We start from the raw sequence: 22,667 nt of genomic DNA, 5'->3' as shown, positions 1-22,667 counted from the left end.
TTTGTAAATCTTTTTGAATTAAGAAATTATGTTACACGATCCTAATCATCTTTACATTTTCGACACCACCTTACGTGATGGCGAACAGGTACCAGGCTGCCAATTAACTACTCCAGAGAAAATTGAGATCGCTAAAGACCTGGAAAAACTAGGGGTGGATATTATCGAAGCCGGTTTCCCAGTGTCTAGCCCTGGTGATTTTCAATCGGTGGTAGAATTATCTAAAGCGGTAAACGATGTCATTATATGTGCATTGACCCGTGCCAACCAAAACGATATTGACGTAGCTGCCGAGGCATTAAAATATGCCAAACGCCCACGTATCCATACCGGTATTGGTTCTTCGGACATGCATATCAAATATAAATTCAACAGCACAAGAGAAGAAATTTTAGAACGTGCCGTTGCGGCTGTAAAACATGCCAAATCCTATGTGGAAGATGTGGAGTTTTACGCAGAAGATGCCGGTCGAGCAGACTTGGAATTTCTAGCTAAGATGGTTGAATCGGTGATTGCTGCCGGCGCTACCGTAGTCAACATCCCTGATACAAATGGTTATTGTTTACCAGATCAATATGGTTCAAAAATCAAATACCTCAAGGAAAATGTACGCAATATCGATCAGGCCATTATTTCAGCACATTGCCATAATGACTTGGGACTTGCAACTGCAAATTCTATTGCTGCGATACAAAATGGTGCCCGTCAGGTAGAATGTACCATCAACGGTATAGGTGAACGTGCAGGAAACACATCCCTTGAAGAAGTGGCCATGATTCTGAAAGTGCACAACCAAGCATTTGGAAGTTTAACATCAAATATTGATAGCCGCATGTTTACGTACTTATCCCGCAAGGTAAGTGACATGATGAACATGCCTGTACAACCGAATAAAGCGATTGTTGGCCGCAATGCCTTCGCTCATAGCTCGGGTATACATCAGGATGGCTTCTTAAAACACCGTGAAAACTATGAGATCATCAGACCTGAAGATGTCGGTCTAGTTGAAGCTGATATCATCTTAACGGCCCGTTCGGGAAGACATGCACTTAAACATCATTTGGAACGTTTAGGCTTCCATCTTGAAAAAGATGATTTAGCAGATTGCTATCAACGCTTCTTGGTTTTGGCCGACGAAAAGAAAAATATTTGTGATGATGACCTAAAAAGCCTCATCCAGGAAAAAATATAAAAAAAAGGAAGGCTGCAGATGCAGCCTTTTTTTATCATAAGTACATTTTTTAAAAGGATCCACAGGACGCATAGCTGATTATTATTTTAGCATGTGTTCAGACGGTCTTCTATTCAAAATCAATTCAATTTAAACACTGTATAGGTAGAATCTATCATATAACAGCGAATATCTGCGTTTTATTTGCTACCTTAACTAGGCAATCATCTAACAATGAATCTATCAACCTTAAACATTAATTCAGAAGCTACACTTGAGCGCATCAAGTCTGTGGTCAACAGAACACCGCTTCAATATAATCGGCATCTGTCCGAAAAATACGGTGCCGAAGTCTATCTCAAACGGGAAGATTTACAAGTCGTACGTTCCTATAAATTACGCGGTGCCTACAATAAAATTATCTCCTTAACAGCGGAAGAGCGACAACGCGGCGTTGTATGTGCGAGTGCAGGTAACCACGCCCAAGGCGTTGCTTTCTCCTGCAATAAACTCGACATCAAAGGTGTGATATTTATGCCCGGTCCTACACCACGCCAAAAGATTTCACAAACAGAGATGTGGGGCAACGGTAACGTCGAAATCATCTTGACCGGCGATACTTTTGACGACTGTCAAAAAGCGGCGCTAGCTTACACACAGGAGCATGGCATGACTTTTATCCCACCATTTGATGACCTCAAAGTTGTGGAAGGACAAGGTACCGTAGCCGTTGAAGCTTTACAAGATCTTCCCGATATGGATGCTATATTTATTCCTATCGGTGGTGGCGGTCTAGCTGCGGGCGCGAGCTATTACCTGAAAAGCAAAAACAAAGCAATCAAATGTTACGGTGTAGAGCCTGAAGGAGCACCTTCCATGCAAGCGGCCCTGACACATGGCGCACCGATCGAACTCGAGCATATCAACAAATTTGTTGATGGAGCCGCAGTAAAAAAAATCGGTGCAACGACCTTCGAAATTGCCAAACAATTGTTGGATGACACACGTTCGATTCCTGAAGGAAAGATCTGTACCTGTATCCTAGAGCTGTACAATAAGGATGCAATTGTTGTTGAGCCCGCGGGTGCTTTATCCGTAGCTGCGCTTGAATTTCACAAAGATGAAATTAAAGGTAAGAAAGTCGTCTGCATCATATCCGGTGGAAACAACGATATCGACCGCATGAGTGAAATCAAAGAATTGTCTCTACTTTACGAAGGGTACAAACATTATTTTATCGTTCGTTTCCCACAACGCCCTGGAGCATTAAAACTCTTTGTTTCTGAAGTATTGGGACCCAAGGATGATATTACCCGTTTTGAGTTTATCAAAAAAACCGAACGCGAAAGAGGTCCAGCGCTAGTCGGTATCGAGCTCAACAAACCTGAGGATTACGAGACGCTGATCGAACGCATGAAAGAATATAAGTTTGATGTCATTGAAATCAACAAAGACCAAACGCTGTTTGAATACCTTGTATAAGTAAAAGCGTATAAACAGAAAAAAGCTCGTGCACAAATCACGGGCTTTTTCTGTTTATAAGAATACAATTGCCATTCCCCAAATATTCAAAAAAAACTAACAATTCCATCACCTAAAAATCTTATATTTAATTGTTTAATCAAAAATACACGAAAAATGAGAGTACTAATTTTAACAATTCTGACCTTAATTGGGCAACTTACCTTTGCGCAGACGGACAAAAGCAAACGTCCAAGTCCTCCAGACAATACCAAGGTAACCACGACTGACGGTGTCACAATCGATATCAATTACAGCCGTCCTTCTCTGAAAGGCCGTCAGCTCGGTGTTGATATTGCCCCTATCGGCATTGTATGGCGCACAGGTGCAAATGAAGCCACCACCATCGAATTCAATAAAGACGTATTGGTTGAAGGCAAGAAATTAGCCGCTGGAAAATATGGTCTTTACAGCATCCCGGGAGAACATGAAACGACGATCATGTTCAATAAAGTGTGGAATCAGTGGGGAACAAAATATGATGCCAACGAAGATGCCCTACGTGTTTCTGTTAGCAATGCCACAGCAAGCAATTCACAGGAACAATTTAAGATCAATGCAACTCCGCAAGGAACCGTCTCTTTAGAATGGGGACAGTATGTCGTTCCGTTTACGGTTAAAGCGAGCAACTAAACGCATAACACATCGTCAAGGTAATCGGTACGGTACGATCGAACCATTTTTTAATCAAACGACAGGCCGTCCGATTACATGATCCCTTTCTCAGTCCTTTCTTATTTTACAAATTTTTGATCCGTTTTATTCATTCCATATTTTGTCATAAAAGCATCGTAATCAACCTCATCTTGACACATCTTATCATACCAGTTCTTTTTAAGAACGAGTGTGGTAATACCCAAAATTAGTATGCTGGTCATTAAACCCTGCCCTTGTTGAATGACAATGTACATGGGTATCAAGGTCAAACAGCACTGCCATATAATTCCCACACCTACATTAAATAGATCGCGCTTAAAATGATTGTTCCTTTTAAGATCAGGATATTTTTCCAACGCTTTTTGATGGATTGGCCCCCAAAATCCCCATGGGCGAACGCGGATATAAAAATCGACAAGCACGTTGTCTTCAGTAGGTTTGGATACCCAGGTCCCCATCAGACAACCCAGCAACGATAGGACAAACAAAAAGGGGAAATAATAAAGCGGCAAAGTATGGGGGAAAAACTGGGGCAGAATAATCGCACCGAATATACCAGTCAACATTCCCCAAAAAAATCCGGTCCCATTAAATCGCCACCAATGCCATTTGAGCACATTCGCAGCAATATATCCACCATAGAGTGCTGAAACGATCCATTGCAGTACCGAATTGATGTTTTGGACATATAATCCGATGATCGTGCTGCAGACAACCACAGAAACAGAAACAATATAACTCAACCGAATCTGTTTTTTAGGCGAAGCCGAACGATAAAAAAATTTCAACAAGACATCATTGACCAAATATGCTTGCGCAGCATTTATCGTTGAAGCAAAAGAAGACATAAAAGCAGCAAGAAGTCCCGCCAATAGTAAACCAGTCAAGCCAACCTTTCCAAAACGGCTGATCGCTTTAGGCAAGATGATCTCAAAATCCATATGGTTTCCCATCGCGCTAAACTCATCCCTAAAGAAGACAAGAGCCAATACCGTAAAGCCCATAATCATCAGATAACGTGGGATCAGTAAGATAACAGATACCGATCCACTCATTAATGCAGCTTCTTTTGGCGACCTACAGGCTAGAATCTTTTGCATATCATAGTTGGCCGCGGGCCCGGCCATACTCATAAAAATACCTTTGAAAAGCATCATCATCACAAATACCGTAAACAGATTATATTGATCATCGGCTATTCGGTCCATAATGGAAGGGAGTAAGTTGCTCCAGTCCATATCCAAGTGCCAGCCAAAGAAAGGAGAATCCCATCCCGCAGGTGTATTGGCAGCCAACAATTCGGGACTCACCTGCTGCATCGCAATCACGGCAATAGCAATACCGGATACGATCATGATAGCAAACTTCACCATATCTGCCCAAACAATACTATGCATACCGCCAAGCATCACATAAAAAGTCGTGATTGCTGTGAAAAATATGCCATAAAGTTGGGGAACATGCATAGGGTCAATGGTCAATGGAACAAATCGTGACAGCTGTTCCCAGGGGAAAAACACCTCCATAAATTTACCGATTCCGATAAACCCATAACATAGGAAACCCATTACCGCTACAATGGCGTATAAAATCACGATTGTATAAGCCCCATCTGCCCCCTTACCATGTCCAAAACGGGTGCGAATCCATTCAGCACCTGTCAGCACATTGGAACGGCGCAGCCAGATGGAAAGGTAAACCATCAGGAAAATCTGATTAAAGACCGGCCATAACCAAGGAATCCACATACTCTTGAGACCATAGACAAAGGCAAGATAAACCATCCACATCGTGCCCGAAATATCGAACATCCCCGATGCATCGGAAATACCCAACATATAGTAAGGAAGGGATTTCCCCCCTAAAAAATAGGAATCGAGATCCTTTGAAGCTCGTTTTTTAAGAATCAGGCCAATGACAATCATCGTCAACAAATAGCTGACGATGATAATTATATCTATTACGGAAAGTTCCATGAATATTCTTCTCGTGGTCAACCGCAATCTACAATTATATTTCTATTTCTCCAATTGGCCGATCACGACTGAAACTGGATAATGATCTGATATTCCTTCAAGATCAGGGCCATTATGGACCTCGACCTCCTTGGCCAAGGGTGACAACGATTCCGACAACAAAATATAATCAAGCCTTTCAGCCACCGCTGTTATCCGACTGTCGCCCCAATTCCAGCCATAAAGTGTTGCTGTCGGAAAACTGACCCGCTTATTTTCTGGAAATACCATACGTCCAATACAATCATCAAAACCCGCTGCCATAAAAGTCGACAGTACACTATAATCGAAACGCTGTCCACGCATATTGCCATATTCCGGATGTGCCAGATCCCAATTCAGCAAGTTCTTCCTTAAGTGGTCTTTGCGTTCCAGCCAAATTGCATCTAACGGAGAATAAGCATTGAGATCACCCATAATCATACAGTTGTCGAGGTGATTATTTTTTATATAATCCACAATCTGTTGCGCTTCCTTTAAACGATACTTCCAGGAAAAGGGACTGAGATGTGTGACTATAATGTCAATATCTTTAATTTTAACATGCAGCATGCCATGCCAAAACTCACCCTCCTGGGCTTTGATCAGGGTAATCGGATAGCGAGATGTGATCCCTACCGGATAGCCCTTCTCTTTGAGTAAAATGCTATAATGATGTCCATAGGACCTGGCTAACTGCTGAAGATCGGCTTCTTTAAAATCTACCAGTTCTTCCAAAGCGACAATATCTGGCTGTTGCTGCCCGATCCAATGGACAAATTTATCTGCCTTTGCCTTCGTATGTTCAAATCCGTTCCAGATATTATAGGAAATGATCTTCATCCGATGATTCACCTGCGATTTCGCTGTAAAACATAGAAAAAGCAAAGCAATAGTCCAATAAAACTTGATCAAATTTCTCATTTGTGTATTCCTAAATATCGATTTTTTAACTAACAATAAGTTTTATATAACTAACGACAAGCCGAGCTATGCGATCTAAAATAGAAGGTCGGCTTTCAATTTCGCATCCTATTATCAAGCCTGTTTCACATTGTCTGGTGAACAAATTTCGGATTCTCCCCTTGCATATAAAGCATTTCGGCCAATAAGCTGCAGGACATTGTCAACCGAGGTTGCCGAACGAAGGCCGTCGGATGCTGTGTTTAGACAGTAATCCAAAAGCCGGTCGACCGAAGATACGGCGACATGCATTCGTGTGTCACTCGATGCGTAGTAGATATAAACTATACCGTCAGCATTCATGATCCAACCGTTGGAAAATAACACATTGGAAACATCACCGATCCGTTCCTCTCCCTCCGGGGCCATCAGATAACCTGCAGGCTCGGCGATCAATTGGCTTGGATCATCCAGACTGGTCAGATAAATATACAGCACATAACGTAAGCCTGCAGCTGTCCCACGCACACCATGGGCGAGGTGTAACCATCCCTTTGCTGTTTTTAAAGGTGCTGGACCTTCACCATTTTTCAGTTCCTTAATTGTGTGATAAAAACGCTTATTTATAATCTGTTCTTCAACAACAACAGCATTTTTAATATCATCAATCAATGACCATCCAATTCCACCACCGCGTTTTGCCAGGATAAAATCATCCTGCGGTCGTGTATACAAAGCATATTTCCCCTGTACAAATTCGGGATGTAATACGACATTTCGCTGTTGACTACTCGCCTTCAAATTGGGCAAACGCTCCCAGTGCTTTAAATCTTTCGATCGAATGATGCCTGCTGAAGCAACTGCACTGGAGAGATCCCCAGGAGCTGCTGCTGCATCTCGTTTTTCACTGCAAAAAATACCATACACCCAACCGTCTTCATGAGCAGTCAGCCGGATATCATATACATTCGTTTCCTCTTGATCCCAATCCGGAAGAGATAAAGGCTGATCCCAAAAACGGAAATTATCCACCCCATTTTCACTTTCTGCTATCGCAAAAAATGATTTTCGATCAGCACCTTCAACACGAACAAATAAAAGATACTTGCCTTGCCAATAGAGTGCCCCCGCATTCATTGTTGAATTGAAAGCGATCCGTTCTAAAAAAAGAGGATTTGTCAAGGGATTAAAATCATAACGCCAGGTCAACGGGATATGTTCTTTAGTAACAACAGGATATAGATAACGCTTAACAATTTTCCCTGGATTGGACAGTTCGACATTGGCTCTTTCCAATAATAAACGTTGTGATTCGATAATATAAGCTTGCTGACGTTCAAATGATTCGGCCATAAATTTAGTTCAGTTCAAAAAAGTTACTTTACAAGTTTTCGGGATAAAGTGGCATCCGTGTCACACGATGAAATGCAGTACCGCTGCCTGTGGCGATCTCAAGATCGAATATCACTTCCTTGGTATTCGGATCAATCTCCACAACACGTCCGCCCGAACCAATAGAAGTGGCTACCCCCATACCCGGACAAAATAAAACGTGTCCAGTTTGCCCCAAATATTGTACGCCGGATATGGCCTGCGAAAAGCCTTGCGCTCCGCGATCCCTGCCATAAGACCATACTTGTTGCACTGTTCTATTCGCCAGGTCAACTTTGTATTCCACGACCCGGCTATAGCTGTTCACCCCCGGGGCAAAATTAGATTTCCATTGCCGATTATACCCATTGTCAAAAACTAAAATGCGATCCTTGCTCAAGGCTACAGGAGTATGTGGCCCCCAAGGCCAATCAAAACCAGCAACCGCAGCATCGCCATTGATCGCCGCTGGGTCTGTAATTGCAGTACCGTCTTCCGCTATTGGCTTTAACAACAAGTTCTGATATTTGGCGCCCCAATTTTTATGCGGCGATATAATCCATTGCGTCGTTCCCGAATGATTATAGCTAAAGATTCCCTGATAACGTGCCGTAGCCAGTAAATCTTCTCCTATTTCTGTAATCGAATTATTATGCGCCCAGTTATTTGGGCTCTGCGAAAAAGCTGGCGGTGTAATACCATCAGGCTTGATGTAACGCGTCGTGTCTAGCTGCTTGGCCAGATCCCACTCGTTAACCAACACCCCTGTTTGCGGATTCAATTCGATGATAAAGTCATTAATGCGAGGCTCTCCATTGTTTAACCGTGCACTCGCTTTGGTTACATTGATCAGGAAATTCCCATTGGCAGCCTCGGTAATTTCATGGTGGAATCCATAGCCCAGTTTGGCGAGATCCCATTGATTCACCAAATTTCCGAATAGATCCATTTCAACGACACGCTGTTGTGACTGATCACCGGAAATAAAAGTTCCTTTTTTGGTTCGCTTAAGACCTATTGATCCGGCAAACTTTTGTAAATCTGGTGATTTTTTCAACAGCAGCAGCCAGCGCAATTCGCCTTCATTATCGAGCATATACGGCAACGAGGTATCCAGCTCACTCATCCCAGGATAACTCACCAAATTGACCCCAGGTTCCATTTTATCGGTTTGTCCTTTGACGATCTTCCATTTGGGAAAATCTTGTAATGTGACCGCCTGCGTACGGATATGAACAGTTGTACTACCGCGTTCATTACCTTCCCGATCTGTAAATGCAAGATCGACTACATTATCGTAGTCGGCATACAAACCCAATATAGGTACGCCTTGACGAGGAGTCTCCTCATGGCACAAATGGGTAATCGTGCCTAATGGGCCATGTTTACCATGTACCGTTACCCGCACACGTCCATAAGTAGGTAACTCCACGTTCACCATTGCTGCCAACGGATTATACCCCGAAGGATCCAGTTTAATATTTTCAACAATAAAATCGAGAGCAGTGCCCTTGGTAGGTATTGCTAACTCCGAACCATCGCTAAATGTAAAGTTTGTACGCCAATGGGCAAGATCGGTATTCATCTTTAAGATATCCACTGCCGGCACATTTACGGTTCCTTTCTCAAAGTTGAAGATATATTCTTGTGCATGCTGATTGACATCAAGTAATAATTCCCCTGCATCGATTTTGGATATTAAGACCAGCTTAGAAGACAATTCCTTCGTTGTTTCCCTGTCCTTTTTACAAGAAAACAACATTAAAAACAAACAGCACATAGTGGGAAAAATCGCAACGAAGCGCATACTATACATTCGTTGTACTGCAATCATACTTATTATTGTTTAAAAGAATTTTTAAAAAGTATTCCGGCAGAGGCATCTACTCCCCTACCGGAAAAAACTAACACTCAACTGTGGAATCGAGAATAAATTTTTATTTGTGTACTCAGCTCTTAGTAATTTGCAGGGAACACGCCCTCCATATTACTTTATCGCCACAACGGATGCTGCTGAATTTTTGTATTTGTATTGATTTCCCCCTCCGGGATCGGCAAATAATAATGTTTAGGCTGAAAGTTATTAGCACCCTGCTTTTTATTATTCACAAAAATTTGTTTCATTTCTGCAGGTGTATACCAACGCTTTAAATCAAAAAACCGATGACCTTCAAAGAAAAATTCCAATTCGTTTTGATGAATGACCTCCTTCATCAATTCATCTGCATTTGCCCAAGTTTTATTAGCCAATCCCGCACGGTCACGAATTCGTTTTAAACTGGAAGCAGCTCCTGCCATATTACCATTCTTTGCACATGCTTCTGCATGTAGCAGTAATACCTCTGCGAAACGGAAGACACGAAAATCATTATCTCGATTTGATGCATCATACATGCTATTAGCTCCCGATACATTTCTAAAGAAATTGGTATATTTTTTTATTAAAAAGCGACCTTCTTTCCCATTAATATTTGGATAGATAAGATCAGGGTTCGCTGAAATCTTAGCCATGGATTCGCTCCACAATTTATCGAAAGAAAGATTGCCAAACCAAGCTCCATCCGTTAAACCCGTTTCATAATCCGAATATTTCCAGAAAAAACTGGTATACATACGCTTATCAAAACGACTATCAGATCCCGCAGGGCGTTCTTCCGAGATAAAGTCACGCACAATAGAAATCCCTGGAGTCAGTTTAAACCAAGCCCCCGTGCCTGCCGGCCCTGCAAAGTTTGGAATAACAAATCCCATTACACTATTCGGTTCCTCCTGCCCCCAAGGGTTATCCGAACCAAATTTACTATCGTATACTAATTCCCAAACAGACTCTTTATTAAGCTTGGTGTTATTTTTGAAATTATCTTCAAAATTTTCTACTAAATCGTAAGTGTATGGTGCTGTCAACAACGCCTTTAGCTCTGTTTCGGCCTCAGCATATTGCTTTGTATATACTAAAGTCTTTCCCAAATATGCAATTGCTGCTCCTTTGGTTACCCTGCCAGCCTCAGCTGCTGGTCTCGTGACCGGTAAACCATCTTTGGCGACTTTAAAATCACTTATTGCTTGTTTCCATACCTCTGCCTCAGGAGACGAACCTTTATTGGTTCCTTCTGGATCGTCTCCTGCCGGAACTAGTAATATTGGAGCATCGCCATAGTTGGCCGCCAATAAAAAATAATACATACCCCGAAGAAAACTAGCCTCCGCAATTAATTCTTTCTTTTTGTTCCCATCCATCGGTACTTTATCTATATTCTGGAAAAGGACGTTAGCTCTATTTATTCCTTTATATAAATCACCGAAATTACTTCCCCCCGTACCTGCTGAGTTAAGAAAATTGATTAACTCCCAAGTAAAAGGCTCTTCTCCAATGAGAAACCAAACATCATCAGCCCGATTCATTGTTTGCCAGCCCGAATAACCACCGTAATAGCCATCCATCTGTTTACGGATAGGTGAATAAATCGTGGCCATCGCTGCCTGAGCATCTGCTTCTTTAGTCCAAAAAATATTTTCTACAGGCTTATTGGGATTAACGCGATCTAAAAAATCCTTACTACAGCTTCCCATAAGCAAAAGAACTGTAGCTGCCATCGCATATTTTTTAATTGAAATATTCATCTTTGTCATGTTAAAATTAATGCTAAAAACCTCTGGTCGTTTATTAAAAATTAGCTTGTATACCGAACATTATAGTTCGTGCCAATGGAAAACGACCATAGTCTGTTCCTGCCGTCAATACACCTGTATAGTCACCGTTCGCGCCATTGCTCTGGCCTAAATCTGGTGTGTATCCTTTATATTTGGTCACTATAAACAAATTATCAGCAGCAAAGAAAACCCGTGCATTTTTCAAAGTAGCTTTACTTAACCACTGAGCGGGCAATGTGTAACCTAATTCCACCGTTTTAAGCCTGAAGAAAGAACCGTTTTCAAGCCAGCGTTCGCTAACACGACGCTTATTGTCATTTGGATCCTCGCGGGTATAACGCGGGATGTCAGTATTCGTATTGCTTGGCGTCCAAGAATCCAATAAGCGAGCAGAGTGATTATTCACCTCATTTGTCTGTTCCATTCGTGCCCGTGTATAATTATAGATTTTATTGCCATACATACCATCAAAAAAGAACGCAAAATCAACACCTTTATAATCCAAGCCTCCTCGAATACCATAGGCTAGCTTAGGGAAAGGGCTACCCATGTATTGACGATCGTTGTTGTCAATTTTCCCATCACCATTATAATCGATAAACTTAATATCCCCCGCTTTGGCCGTAGGCTGGATCACCGTACCGTTCGCAGATTTATAAGCCTGTGCTTCAGCATCTGACTGGAACAACCCATCGGTTTCGATGAGCCAAAAACCACCAATGGGATAGCCAACTTTGGCCCAGCTGACAACCCCTTCTCCACGAGGATTAAAGCCTTCAAACTCTTGTTTTCCACCGATAGTGATCGCTTTGACGTTATTCTTTACAGTAGATGCATTGACACCAATATTATAATTTACTTCACCAATTGCATCTCGATAACTTGCTAGAAACTCAAAACCGTTATTAGTAATCGTGCCCGCGTTCATCATGGGAGTACCTGCTAATCCAGTCGAAGGAGGCTGATTAATACCTAAGAGAATGTTCTTCGTATTGCGTTGATAATAATCCGCACTGATATTTAATTTCTTTTGCAAAAAAGCTAGGTCGACGCCGATATTGCTCGTCTCGGTCTCTTCCCAAGTCAAATTTCGGGGCGATACCCAGTTATTACCGGGAATTGCTCCCTGCCACCACATTCCGCCTTGTATAGCATTTATACCATACTGAGTAACATTTTGTGTCGTATAATCACCGATTTCCTGATTTCCCAATCTGCCATAGGAAGCACGAACCTTAAACTCGTTAACTGTATTTTTTGCATTCTCAAAAAAACGCTCATTCATGATATTCCAACCAAGAGCGACGGAAGGGAATACACCATATCGCTGCCCATCAGCAAAGCGTGAAGAACCATCGCGACGTATTGTAGCCGTAAGCAAGTAACGGTTATCGTAGCTATACATCAAACGGCCAAACTGTGATACCAATGCCGATTCATAGAGGTCCCCCGAAGTTGTTTGTTCTGCCGGTGACGCCGCACCGATAACGTCCGTTCCCACTGGGATATCCTTCCGACCCGCACCAAAACCCCTTCTCGAATTTTCTTGCGCGGAGTAACCCGCGAGCAATGAAATCGTATGCTTATCAAAGGTATTGTCGTAATGTAAAGTATTTTCGATCAACCATTGGTTATTGAAAAAAGCACTTTCATTAAGAGAAGATTGTATCACGGCGGTACCATCAGGTCGTTCATCTGCCTTGTTATAATTTCGTCCGGAGGTCCGGTTTATGCCGACGTTTAACTTATACTTCAGCCCTTTTACAAATAAATCTACTTCTGCGTAACCATTCAGCATAATATCTGTCTGATAGACATGGTTATTGTACAAATTTAAGTTGCCTACTGGGTTGTCTAGATTCTTCATCCAAGGCGCCCAGGTAGAATATCCGCCCACAACGTTTTCATCATAGATCGGTAACAAGGGGTTCTGGCGCAGGATATCAGTAATAGTCAGGTCTGAATATTTACGATCTCCCGATTTTAACATAAATGTATTCCCCATTCGGAAATGATCATTGAAAAAGCTAAATGTATTTTTTGAACGAACGTTGAATGACTCATAACCGGTAGTTTTTAGAATGCCCTTTTGGTTCAGATAGCCTCCAGAAACGCTATAAGTAGATCTTTCTCCTCCTCCAGTAATATCCAAATTAACTTTATTTATTGGCGCTGTTTCAAAGACTTCATCCTGCCAATTGGTGTTGGCATTAAAACTTTCCGCTTGAGGAGGTAAATATTTATATTCTTTCTGGAACGCTTTCCATTGTGGGCCATCCATCAAATCCATCTTCTTAGGCAAACGCTGAATACCAGTGTACGCATTTAAACTTAAGGCTGCAGGAGTTGCTCTTTTACCACCCTTAGTCGTGATAATTACAACACCATTGGCAGCGCGAGAACCGTAGATCGCCGCCGCAGAGGCGTCTTTCAATACCTCCAACGAAGCAATATCATTTGGATCCACCATATTGATATCGCCAAATACCCCATCAATCACATACAATGGTGCATTATTGCCCATCGAACTTAACCCTCGGATATTTATACTCATCCCAGCCCCCGGCGTTCCGCCGGCATTTGACACGTTCACCCCGGCAACACGCCCCTGCAAAGCACCCGCTGCACTTTTTGCCAAATTAGATTGTAGATCTTTTCCTGTTACGGACGCCACAGCACCGGTCAAATCGCTTTTCTTCACCGTACCATACCCAATCACAACAACCTCATCTAATTCCGTACCCGACTGAAGCACGATACTATAAGTCGATGCATCATTGACAAGCACCTCTTGCTCCTTCATGCCCACATAAGTAATTTTTAAGGTTTTGCCTTTCGCAACGTCAAGTGTAAAAGAACCATCGGCATCCGTTTTAGTTCCGCTGCCGCTGCCCTTGATATTGACCGTAGCTCCTGCCACTGGCTTATTATCCGCATCGAGGACTTTGCCCCTCACCTTTTGGGATTGCTGTGCAAAAGCTAAACTCCCATAAGTGGAAAGTAAGAGTAGTAAAGCTGTTTTTCTCATATTTTGTGTATTAAAGGTTTACAATAAATAGATGATTTGTATAATATGTCTATACTTAATTGGTATTCTTATATTGGTTTGTCTGACGAAATTAGAGAAAAGGAGGAGCCGTAAATAGCAAGATCAACTCAATTGTATTGTACTTTTCATTCATATTTCCGTTGGAAAAATCGAAAAAAAATAAACACAAACGATTGCGCAAAATCGAAATGACAACAAAACAGGTAAAACAATGGCGTATTGGAATAAAATAATAAACAACTGAAAAACAATATATTAAAGAACAAATCGAGTCATTTTATTGAACTTTGGACTCACATATATTGAATTATCAAGTAGAGAAAAGGGAGCATCTTCTCTATTTTATCGGGCATCCTCTTGTATCCTGAAAAAATTAGACATAGGAGATCTTTTCACTTTGTGGAAAAGCGAAATAGGAAATGAAAAAAGAAAAACTAGATAATCATTTGCTGTTTACGTAAACTATTTCTGTACTCGACTGGAGTAAGGTCTTTTCTCTTTTTAAATACACGATAAAAATACGAGACACTGTTAAAACCACACTGTTCGACAATATCGGCAATCAAAGTCTCTTCTTTGAGTAACCGCACAGCCATATTGATCCGAAAATCGAGCAGATAATCCGTAAAGTTCATCCCCGTAGACGATTTTAGAAAACGGGAAAATGTTGATTTGCTCATGTTCATCACCGCAGCAACCATCGGAAGGCTCAGTTCTCTATTTACATGGGCGACAATATATTCCTGCAATCGTCCCATTAATAATTCGCTATTGCTCAGGACCGTATTGGTCGCAGTAGATAACACTCGGATATCCTCACCTTTGGACAATTCATACAATAATACCAAGAGTTTCATAACAGAATAAAATCCATCTCTTTCCAAGGTCAGTATCCGTAACAAAGGTAATACGCGGTCTACAGTGTCCTTACCGAAGACCACACCACGGGCAGCTTTCGATAATAATTGCTGTATACTCGCAAACTGCTTTTTATCCAGATACTGTTCAATTAAGGAAGGATGGAACTGAATCGTGATCTCATGAATGTCATTTGATTGGCAATCGCCATCTTTCCATGCATGCTCAAGTTCTGGACTTGCTATAAGCACAAGGTCCCGCTCGCCAATAGACTCTACCGAGTTGCCAATGATACGTTGTGCCCCCTCGGCCCCTTCCACATAATTGAGCTCATATTCAGGATGAATATGCACAGGAAAAGTAAAAGATGATTTTCTCCGATCGAAGACTACAAAACAGTCATCGGAAGATAATGGCGATTTCTCTCTAAATATATCAGGTCTCATAATCGGATCTTTCCCTTTGGTAAATTACCCAAACTTAAAAAAATAATATGTATAATCCATTGGTACTTCAGAACATTTGCGCAGTCAAGCAGAAGCTTTCCAGAGTTGAATCCTGACTTCGTGGTTCCCACATCAAGTTAACACAGATCAAATCAGGTGTACTAACCCGTCTAAAAGGAATGAGCCCGATAAAATATCGAGCTCATCACAGGAATCATTAATTTCTAACTTTGTAAAACTTTTTGGCTGCACTTCATTTTACAACCTCTTTATATCCATATCAATTTTTACCCTATTTTTTTAGGTATTTTTCCAAAAATTGATCCTGTTCCCAGAGTAAATGGAAGATATTTTCTTTGGCAACATACCCATGTGCTTCACGTGGTAAAATCACCATCCGTACCGGAGCTCCCAAGTTTTTCAAAGCCTGGAAATAGCGTTCTGTCTGCAGGGTGAACGTTCCGGGATTATTATCGGCTCCGCCATGAACCAACAAAAGTGGGGTTTTCATCCGGTCAGCACTTACAAAAGGTGACATGGTCATATACAATGCTGGATCGTCCCAGAAATTACGCTGCTCGCTCTGAAACCCAAATGGTGTTAATGTCCGATTGTATGCCCCCGATCGTGCTATTCCTGCCGCAAACAATTTCGAATTGGACAATAAATGTGCTGTCATAAAAGCCCCATAGGAATGTCCGCCCACAGCAACTTTTTTTCGGTCGATATAACCTAGCTGGTCTACTGCATCGATTGCTGCTTCGGCATTCGATACAAGCTGCTCAATAAAGGTATCATTCGGTTCTTTTTTCCCCTCTCCAACAATTGGGAAAGCGGCATTATCCAGTACTGCATACCCTTTAGAGACCCAGTATATAAAGGAGCCATAACTTGGGAAGGTAAACTCCTTTGGATTGGCCGTACTTTGTCCTGCGGTATTTTTATCCTTATACTCCCGTGGATAAGCCCACATCAGCAAAGGCAACTTTTCCTTCTTATTAAAATCGTAACCGGCAGGCAGATATAATGTTCCTGAGAGTTCGACTCCATCTCTGCGCTTGTAGTTTAAAATCTCCTTATGGACCTTTTCCAAAGATTTAAAAGGGTTCTCCAAAGCGGTTAATGTGATCTGTTTCCCAGACTTCATATTTTTCATAAAATAATTCGGATAGACCGAAGCGGATTGAAGCGAAATAAGAAGATCACCTGTTTTAGGGTTTACAATTTGCGTGATCCGTTCCTGCAGTTCCGATGCTGGTGCCGTGTAAATACGTTTTTTCTTCAATGAATGCAGATCGAGCTCATCCACAAAAGGGAACTCACCATTTTTAGTAAATCCCTTGCCCACAAACAACGCTTTATCCTTATCCACATACATCGAATACGTGCCCAGGCTATTTTTTTCCATATACACGTCTCCCGGATCGTTGTACACATCCTGACTGTTCCGATCATGCAACAGTTTGGATTCTCCGGTAGACGGATTCACCACAAAAGTCTTTGTATTTCTTGTATCATACCACTGCGAATTGATTAAAGCATACTTATCATTCCCCCATGTTACGCCTGCATAACGGTCTTTGGTTTTAAAAATAAGTTTGCCCGCACCTGTATAAGGATATGATAAGGTATATAAGGCATCACGAAATTCGGCAGGCTTAGTTGCATCGCCACCATCCAAAGCTTCTACATAAGCCAATGTCGCAGATTGATCACTGCGCCAATGCCAGGCCCGTTTACCTGAGCGTGTCGACGAAAATCCTTTTGGCATGACTTCATTTAACGGCACCTCGTTTACAAGTGCGATTTCCTTACCTGAGCGGTCATATATACGGACTTTTTGTGGAAAAGAGTAGACCGGAACCACATACGAGTAAGGTTTTGTGATCGTTGTGACCATCACATATTCTCCATCCGGTGAGAAGCTGATCCCTGTATAAATGGCTTTATCTTTAAAGGATGTAATCTTACCCTCGAGGTCTACAAGCTCCAGATTTGATTGTACCAATGTTTCAAAGTTAGTCTCATCCTGTGGATTTTTCAGCAAGTCCTGATAAGTTCTTAATTGAGAGACTTTTCCGTCACTTGTTGAAACAACAGGTCCAGCTGGTAAATCTTTGGACGGATCCAATAGCGCAGCCCTATTCTTTGGCAGGCTTGTAATTAGTAAACTCGAAGAATTTTTTAACCATTGAAAAGGGGCCGTCAATGTTCCATTCAAATTATAAGGAGTCAGTTGTTTGACCTTCCGCGTAGCGAGATCAACGACAAATAAAGCTGTACCGCCATCATTTGTATTGCTAAATGCCAAATATTTATTATCTGGAGAGAATAAAAAATTGGATAGCGCAGGTTTATCTGGCATTCCCACAAAGTCAGTATATTCAATATTTTGACCTATTCTCTTTAGGGCTATCTTATCGTAAAAGATAGTTGAACTTTCCATGTTGGTCTTTGGATTGATCCGTAATCCCGCCAACTTCATTTCTTCCTGCCCCAGTTCAGCTAGACTTTTATACGTAGGCCTGAACGTGAACAGCATCCAATTTTTATCGCTAGAAATTTTTATCTGCGGTGGACGTACATAGTCGGCTAAAGCCAAAATTTCAGTAGAGGGTTTTTGAAAGGTAATGTTTTCTTGCGCCTGCGTCTGTAGGGAAGCTAAAAACAAGAGACCATAGAATAGTTTCTTCATAAATTTATTTTTCAAATTAAGGCAAAATAAGATAATAAAATTTTCATAAAAAAACAAGTTTTGTAGCTTTTTTATGACACTAAAATTAAACTTAAATCATTTGTAAAATCGTGGTAAAAATTACTAATTTAAAGTTATCCACATTTGTAAATCAAAGAAAAACAACAACTTACAAACACGAATCATCAGCAAACGCATTCTCTGACAAACTTTTGCCCAAAATGTGGAAAAGTCAAACTACCGCATCGAAAGAAAATATAAGATATTTGTTAAGCTAATGAAAGAATTGGCAACTCAACGAAGTTTTTAAGTATCAAAATACAGACCTTTCCTTTTGAAGAATTGTCTATTTTAAACGGCCAGACTAACCTGACATCTGGCTCCCCTATTAAAATTGATACCATTAACTTCGTCCGGGGATTTCTATAAAGATTGGAATAAAAAAATAAACAAGTAAACATGGCAAGAATTATCAAATTTGAGAAAAACGATTGTGCTCCTTGTGCACAAGTATCGGCTTATTTGGATCAAAAAGGTATCCAATATGAAACGGTTAATCCTTTTGATGAACCAGACTTGGCCGCACGATTCAAAATCCGCACAGTTCCTACGGTAATTGTGTTGGAAAATGAAGAAATTCAACACCGTATCATTGGCTTTAAACCAGAAGAATTGGCTGCCATTGCACTTTAATAAATTCAGCGTATCATTAAAACCAAACAGCAACATGATACACATTTATTATGACTCCAGAACGGGAAACGTACAACGTTTTATGGATAAAGTAGCTCAGATAACGGGTTGGCAAATCCATAAGATCACCGTCGATTTAACGGTTAAAGAGCCCGGCCATTTGGTCACTTTCACCACAAATTTTGGACAGGTGCCCGAAAACACACAAGAATTCATGAAACGCGAAGCTAAAAATATCTATTCTGTTACTTCCAGCGGCAACCGCAACTGGGGACCGAATTTTGGTCTAGCAGCTGATCGCATTTCACAGGATTTCGACATTCCACTGGCGTTCAAATTTGAACTGTCCGGAACAATGGAAGATATTAATCAATTTATTGACATCTTAAAGAACTTTTGCGATGGTAGCAAACGAAGTAGCAAAAAACTGGATATTGCTTAATAATGAAATCATGATTAAGCATGATGACGAATTCAGCTTACATAAAGATAAGGAAGCGGTTCGTGCATATTTCTTGGAATATGTAAACAAGAACACAGTGTTCTTTTACACATTGAAAGAAAAAATAGACTATTTGGTAGAAAACAACTATTATATTGACTTTTACCAATGGTTTACATTTGAAGAAATGGAAGAGGTATTCAACTATGTATACGCTAAAAAATTCCGTTTCGAATCTTTTATGGCAGCCTTTAAATTCTTCCAGAGCTACGCTTTACGTGACGATTCTGGTGAAAAGTTTCTTGAACGCTATGAAGACCGTGTCGTTGCTGTTTCCCTATTCTTGGCAAGAGAAGAAGGTGTTAAAAAGGCAATTGAATACGCAGAAATCATGATCAACCAAGAATACCAACCCGCGACACCTACATTCTTGAATGCAGGAAAGAAACGCTCGGGTGAATTAGTATCTTGTTTCTTGGATGAAATCGGTGACAACTTAAATGGCATTGGTTACGCTGTTGATTCCGCAATGAAGTTATCTTCTATCGGTGGTGGTGTATCCTTCAATATTTCCAAAATCCGTGCTCGCGGCGAGGCTATCAAAGGCGTGGAAGGTCGCGCCGGCGGTGTACTTCCAATTATGAAAATTATGGAAGATACTTTTTCGTACGCGAATCAATTGGGTCAACGCCCAGGTGCTGGGGCAGTATACCTCAATATTTTCCACTCCGACATCGAAGAATTTTTAGATTGTAAAAAAATCAACGTTGACGAGAAAGTACGGATCAAATCATTGTCGATCGGTATCATCGTGCCTGATAAATTTATGGAATTAGCAGAAAAAGATGAACCTTGCTATTTGATCTACCCACATACCGTGATGCAAGAGTATGGACAATTCTTGGATGAGATGGATATGGACAAGATGTACGACGAATTGATCACGAATCCAAACGTGAAAAAGAAAAAAATCAATGCCCGTCATCTTTTAGTGAAAATTGCACAAACACAAAAAGAATCAGGATATCCTTATATTTTCTTCAAAGAGAACACCAACCGTGTCCATGCGTTGAATGAAATCGGTCAGGTGAAATTCTCTAACCTGTGTACTGAAATCATGCAGGTATCTCAAGTATCCGATATTGAGATCTATGGCAAACAAGACACTATTCGTTACGGAATTTCATGTAACCTCGGTTCGTTGAACATTGCTACAGTGATGGACAATAAACGTATCAAAGAAACCGTAAAAACGGCTATGCGTGCTTTGACTGTCGTTACTGACGTGACCAACATCGACATGGTTCCATCCATTGCAAAAGCAAACCGCGAATTGCATTCTGTAGGACTTGGCGCAATGAACCTCCATGGTTACCTTGCAAAAAGCTTCATCATGTACGAATCGACCGAAGCATTGGATTTTGCCAATACCTTCTTTATGATGATGAACTACTATTCATTGGAAGCATCCATGGAAATTGCAAAAGAACGTGGCAAAACATTTGTTGGCTTTGAAAAATCAGCCTATGCTGATGGCAGTTATTTCAACAATTATATCAACCGCGATTACGTCCCTAAAACAGCGAAGGTAACAGAACTATTCGAAGGTATACATATTCCAACGGTTGAAGATTGGCTAGAATTAAAAGCTAAAATCAAAGAACATGGTATTTACCATGCTTACCGTTTGGCTATTGCGCCAAATCAGTCAACTTCATACATTATGAATGCGACAGCATCGGTTATGCCAATCGTCGATATCATTGAAGTACGTGAATACGGAGATAGTACAACTTACTATCCAATGCCATACTTGACAAACGATAATTATTTCTATTTCAAATCGGCTTATGACATGGATCAATTCAAAGTCTTGAAATTAATCTCCGTTATCCAACGTCATATTGATCAAGGTGTATCGACAATCTTGCATACCAACTCAAAAGATTCGACAAGAGATTTGTCTAGATATTATATCTATGCACACAAATTGGGATTGAAATCCCTTTATTATACACGGACAAGAAAATCGACCATCGACGAATGTGTCTCTTGTTCAGCTTAATTTTGAGATTTTAGTATTTGGATATATAATGGAAGAAAGTCAAAAGTTGCCTACGCCATTGGTAGCTTTTGGCTTTTCTAAAAACAGTAATCCAAATACATGATAATAAATGCCTAATACTTTAAACTAAAAATGAGTAAAACATATAAAGCTGTCAACTGGAATACCCCCGAGAACGATTATGTATTGATGTTCTGGGAACAAAATATCCGTCAATTCTGGATCGACACGGAATACATTCCATCAAAAGATATCGATAGCTGGAAACGTATCAGCCCAGAAATGAAAGATGCGTATAAGAAAGCTTTAGGGGGATTGACCTTATTGGATACCCTTCAAAGCCATACAGGGATGCCTAAAATCATTGATCATATCGACACCTTACAAAATAAAGCTGTATTGTCATATATGTGTATGATGGAAGCTATCCATGCAAAATCGTATTCTACTATTTTCACGACAGTTTCTACAACCGCCGAAATAAACGACATTTTCGAATGGGTTCAGCAAAATAAATATCTTCAATATAAAGCCGAAACAATCGATGGTTATTATCGCGCGATTGATAAAGAAGATGCTTCCGACGAAGAGATTTATATGGCGATGGCTGCTTCTGTATTATTGGAGTCCTTCCTATTCTATTCTGGATTCTTCTTACCATTGTGGTTATGCGGACAAGGTGAAATGGTTGCTTCTGCCGATATCATTAAGAAAATTATTGCTGACGAATCTATTCACGGTGTATTCGTTGGATTAATAGCCCAAGATCAATTCAAAAAATTAAAAAATCAAGATCAGGTAAAAGCTCGTTTCCTAGCCTTGCTTTATAATTTATATGAAAATGAGCTGAAATATACAGAAGAGATTTATACTGAAGTTGGTTTAACAGCTGAAGTAAAAGAATATGTTCGCTATAATGCCAACAAAGCATTGATGAATTTGGGCTTTGATCCGATCTTCGAAGTAAAACAAGTCAACCCAATCGTATTGAATGGTTTGAATACTGAAACGACACAACATGACTTCTTCTCCAAGAAGTCAACTAACTACGAAAAAGCGACTGAGATTGTCCATCTAAAAGATGATGACTTCAAAATGGATGCGGTGGTAGATATATAATATTGACGATCCCGTCAAAGACAAAGCCCCAA

General features: G+C 40.8%; 15 protein-coding genes. 7 read left to right on the top strand and 8 right to left on the bottom strand.

Features of this window, described 5'->3' with window-relative positions:
• The first annotated feature begins 28 nt into the window (after nt 1-28).
• From B3C94_RS07305 to B3C94_RS07295, 3 genes are all read left to right on the top strand, one after another.
• Nucleotides 29-1,192, top strand: a complete 1,164-nt coding sequence (locus B3C94_RS07305) for a 2-isopropylmalate synthase (RefSeq protein ID WP_293901245.1) — start codon at nt 29-31, stop codon at nt 1,190-1,192.
• Between the two features lie 213 nt (nt 1,193-1,405).
• Complete coding sequence (ilvA, locus tag B3C94_RS07300) at nt 1,406-2,653, top strand: threonine ammonia-lyase IlvA (protein ID WP_293901241.1); 1,248 nt, start codon at nt 1,406-1,408, stop codon at nt 2,651-2,653.
• 156 nt (nt 2,654-2,809) lie between these two features.
• The gene (locus tag B3C94_RS07295) at nt 2,810-3,325 is read left to right on the top strand and encodes a DUF2911 domain-containing protein (RefSeq protein WP_046673725.1); all 516 of its coding nucleotides are present in this window, start codon (nt 2,810-2,812) and stop codon (nt 3,323-3,325) included.
• A 101-nt stretch (nt 3,326-3,426) separates the two neighbouring features.
• Here B3C94_RS07295 and B3C94_RS07290 read toward each other — a convergent pair whose 3' ends face one another.
• The 8 genes from B3C94_RS07290 to B3C94_RS07255 form a co-directional block, all read right to left on the bottom strand.
• Nucleotides 3,427-5,325 (bottom strand): sodium:solute symporter family protein, encoded by a 1,899-nt coding sequence (locus B3C94_RS07290; protein WP_293901234.1) that lies wholly within the window; start codon nt 5,323-5,325, stop codon nt 3,427-3,429.
• Between the two features lie 42 nt (nt 5,326-5,367).
• Nucleotides 5,368-6,267 carry an endonuclease/exonuclease/phosphatase family protein gene (locus B3C94_RS07285; RefSeq protein WP_293901231.1) on the bottom strand — a complete coding sequence of 300 codons (900 nt, stop codon included), beginning with the start codon at nt 6,265-6,267 and terminating at the stop codon, nt 5,368-5,370.
• 114 nt (nt 6,268-6,381) lie between these two features.
• Nucleotides 6,382-7,599, bottom strand: a complete 1,218-nt coding sequence (locus B3C94_RS07280; protein ID WP_293901228.1) for a glycosidase — start codon at nt 7,597-7,599, stop codon at nt 6,382-6,384.
• Nucleotides 7,600-7,627: 28 nt separating this feature from the next.
• The gene (locus B3C94_RS07275) at nt 7,628-9,451 is read right to left on the bottom strand and encodes an aryl-sulfate sulfotransferase (RefSeq protein WP_293901225.1); all 1,824 of its coding nucleotides are present in this window, start codon (nt 9,449-9,451) and stop codon (nt 7,628-7,630) included.
• 158 nt (nt 9,452-9,609) lie between these two features.
• On the bottom strand, nt 9,610-11,238 hold the full coding sequence (locus B3C94_RS07270; RefSeq protein ID WP_293901222.1) for a RagB/SusD family nutrient uptake outer membrane protein: 1,629 nt from the start codon (nt 11,236-11,238) through the stop codon (nt 9,610-9,612).
• Nucleotides 11,239-11,281: 43 nt separating this feature from the next.
• A complete protein-coding gene (locus tag B3C94_RS07265) occupies nt 11,282-14,296 on the bottom strand; it encodes a SusC/RagA family TonB-linked outer membrane protein (RefSeq protein WP_293901219.1) in 3,015 nt (1,004 codons plus the stop codon).
• Nucleotides 14,297-14,751: 455 nt separating this feature from the next.
• Nucleotides 14,752-15,621, bottom strand: a complete 870-nt coding sequence (locus tag B3C94_RS07260) for an AraC family transcriptional regulator (protein WP_293901216.1) — start codon at nt 15,619-15,621, stop codon at nt 14,752-14,754.
• 292 nt (nt 15,622-15,913) lie between these two features.
• Nucleotides 15,914-18,316 carry a S9 family peptidase gene (locus tag B3C94_RS07255; protein WP_293901213.1) on the bottom strand — a complete coding sequence of 801 codons (2,403 nt, stop codon included), beginning with the start codon at nt 18,314-18,316 and terminating at the stop codon, nt 15,914-15,916.
• A gap of 459 nt (nt 18,317-18,775) precedes the next feature.
• On the opposite strand from B3C94_RS07255, the gene B3C94_RS07250 reads away from it, so the two are divergent.
• From B3C94_RS07250 to nrdF, 4 genes are all read left to right on the top strand, one after another.
• Nucleotides 18,776-19,009 (top strand): thioredoxin family protein, encoded by a 234-nt coding sequence (locus B3C94_RS07250; protein ID WP_046673718.1) that lies wholly within the window; start codon nt 18,776-18,778, stop codon nt 19,007-19,009.
• Nucleotides 19,010-19,043: 34 nt separating this feature from the next.
• Nucleotides 19,044-19,451 carry a class Ib ribonucleoside-diphosphate reductase assembly flavoprotein NrdI gene (gene nrdI, locus B3C94_RS07245; protein WP_293901210.1) on the top strand — a complete coding sequence of 136 codons (408 nt, stop codon included), beginning with the start codon at nt 19,044-19,046 and terminating at the stop codon, nt 19,449-19,451.
• Complete coding sequence (gene nrdE / locus B3C94_RS07240; protein ID WP_293901207.1) at nt 19,411-21,516, top strand: class 1b ribonucleoside-diphosphate reductase subunit alpha; 2,106 nt, start codon at nt 19,411-19,413, stop codon at nt 21,514-21,516. Before nrdI ends, nrdE begins: the two co-directional genes overlap by 41 nt.
• A 132-nt stretch (nt 21,517-21,648) precedes the next feature.
• Nucleotides 21,649-22,635: a class 1b ribonucleoside-diphosphate reductase subunit beta gene (gene nrdF / locus B3C94_RS07235; RefSeq protein WP_293901204.1), complete on the top strand. Its 987-nt coding sequence runs from the start codon at nt 21,649-21,651 to the stop codon at nt 22,633-22,635.
• Nucleotides 22,636-22,667: the final 32 nt, after the last annotated feature.

The organism is Sphingobacterium sp. UBA5670, assembly GCF_002420705.1.
Classification (GTDB): Bacteria; Bacteroidota; Bacteroidia; order Sphingobacteriales; family Sphingobacteriaceae; genus Sphingobacterium.
The sequence above is the reverse complement of the archived record's forward strand: the minus strand, read 5'-3'. Positions and strand labels throughout refer to the sequence as shown.

Coding starts and splice junctions, on each gene's coding strand:
- B3C94_RS07270 (WP_293901222.1), bottom strand. CDS start 11,238: ATGAATATTTCAATTAAAAAATATGCGATGGCAGCTACAGTTCTTTTG.
- B3C94_RS07275 (WP_293901225.1), bottom strand. CDS start 9,451: ATGATTGCAGTACAACGAATGTATAGTATGCGCTTCGTTGCGATTTTT.
- B3C94_RS07260 (WP_293901216.1), bottom strand. CDS start 15,621: ATGAGACCTGATATATTTAGAGAGAAATCGCCATTATCTTCCGATGAC.
- B3C94_RS07285 (WP_293901231.1), bottom strand. CDS start 6,267: ATGAGAAATTTGATCAAGTTTTATTGGACTATTGCTTTGCTTTTTCTA.
- B3C94_RS07280 (WP_293901228.1), bottom strand. CDS start 7,599: ATGGCCGAATCATTTGAACGTCAGCAAGCTTATATTATCGAATCACAA.
- ilvA (WP_293901241.1), top strand. CDS start 1,406: ATGAATCTATCAACCTTAAACATTAATTCAGAAGCTACACTTGAGCGC.
- B3C94_RS07290 (WP_293901234.1), bottom strand. CDS start 5,325: ATGGAACTTTCCGTAATAGATATAATTATCATCGTCAGCTATTTGTTG.
- B3C94_RS07255 (WP_293901213.1), bottom strand. CDS start 18,316: ATGAAGAAACTATTCTATGGTCTCTTGTTTTTAGCTTCCCTACAGACG.
- nrdI (WP_293901210.1), top strand. CDS start 19,044: ATGATACACATTTATTATGACTCCAGAACGGGAAACGTACAACGTTTT.
- B3C94_RS07305 (WP_293901245.1), top strand. CDS start 29: ATGTTACACGATCCTAATCATCTTTACATTTTCGACACCACCTTACGT.
- B3C94_RS07250 (WP_046673718.1), top strand. CDS start 18,776: ATGGCAAGAATTATCAAATTTGAGAAAAACGATTGTGCTCCTTGTGCA.
- nrdF (WP_293901204.1), top strand. CDS start 21,649: ATGAGTAAAACATATAAAGCTGTCAACTGGAATACCCCCGAGAACGAT.
- B3C94_RS07295 (WP_046673725.1), top strand. CDS start 2,810: ATGAGAGTACTAATTTTAACAATTCTGACCTTAATTGGGCAACTTACC.
- nrdE (WP_293901207.1), top strand. CDS start 19,411: ATGGTAGCAAACGAAGTAGCAAAAAACTGGATATTGCTTAATAATGAA.
- B3C94_RS07265 (WP_293901219.1), bottom strand. CDS start 14,296: ATGAGAAAAACAGCTTTACTACTCTTACTTTCCACTTATGGGAGTTTA.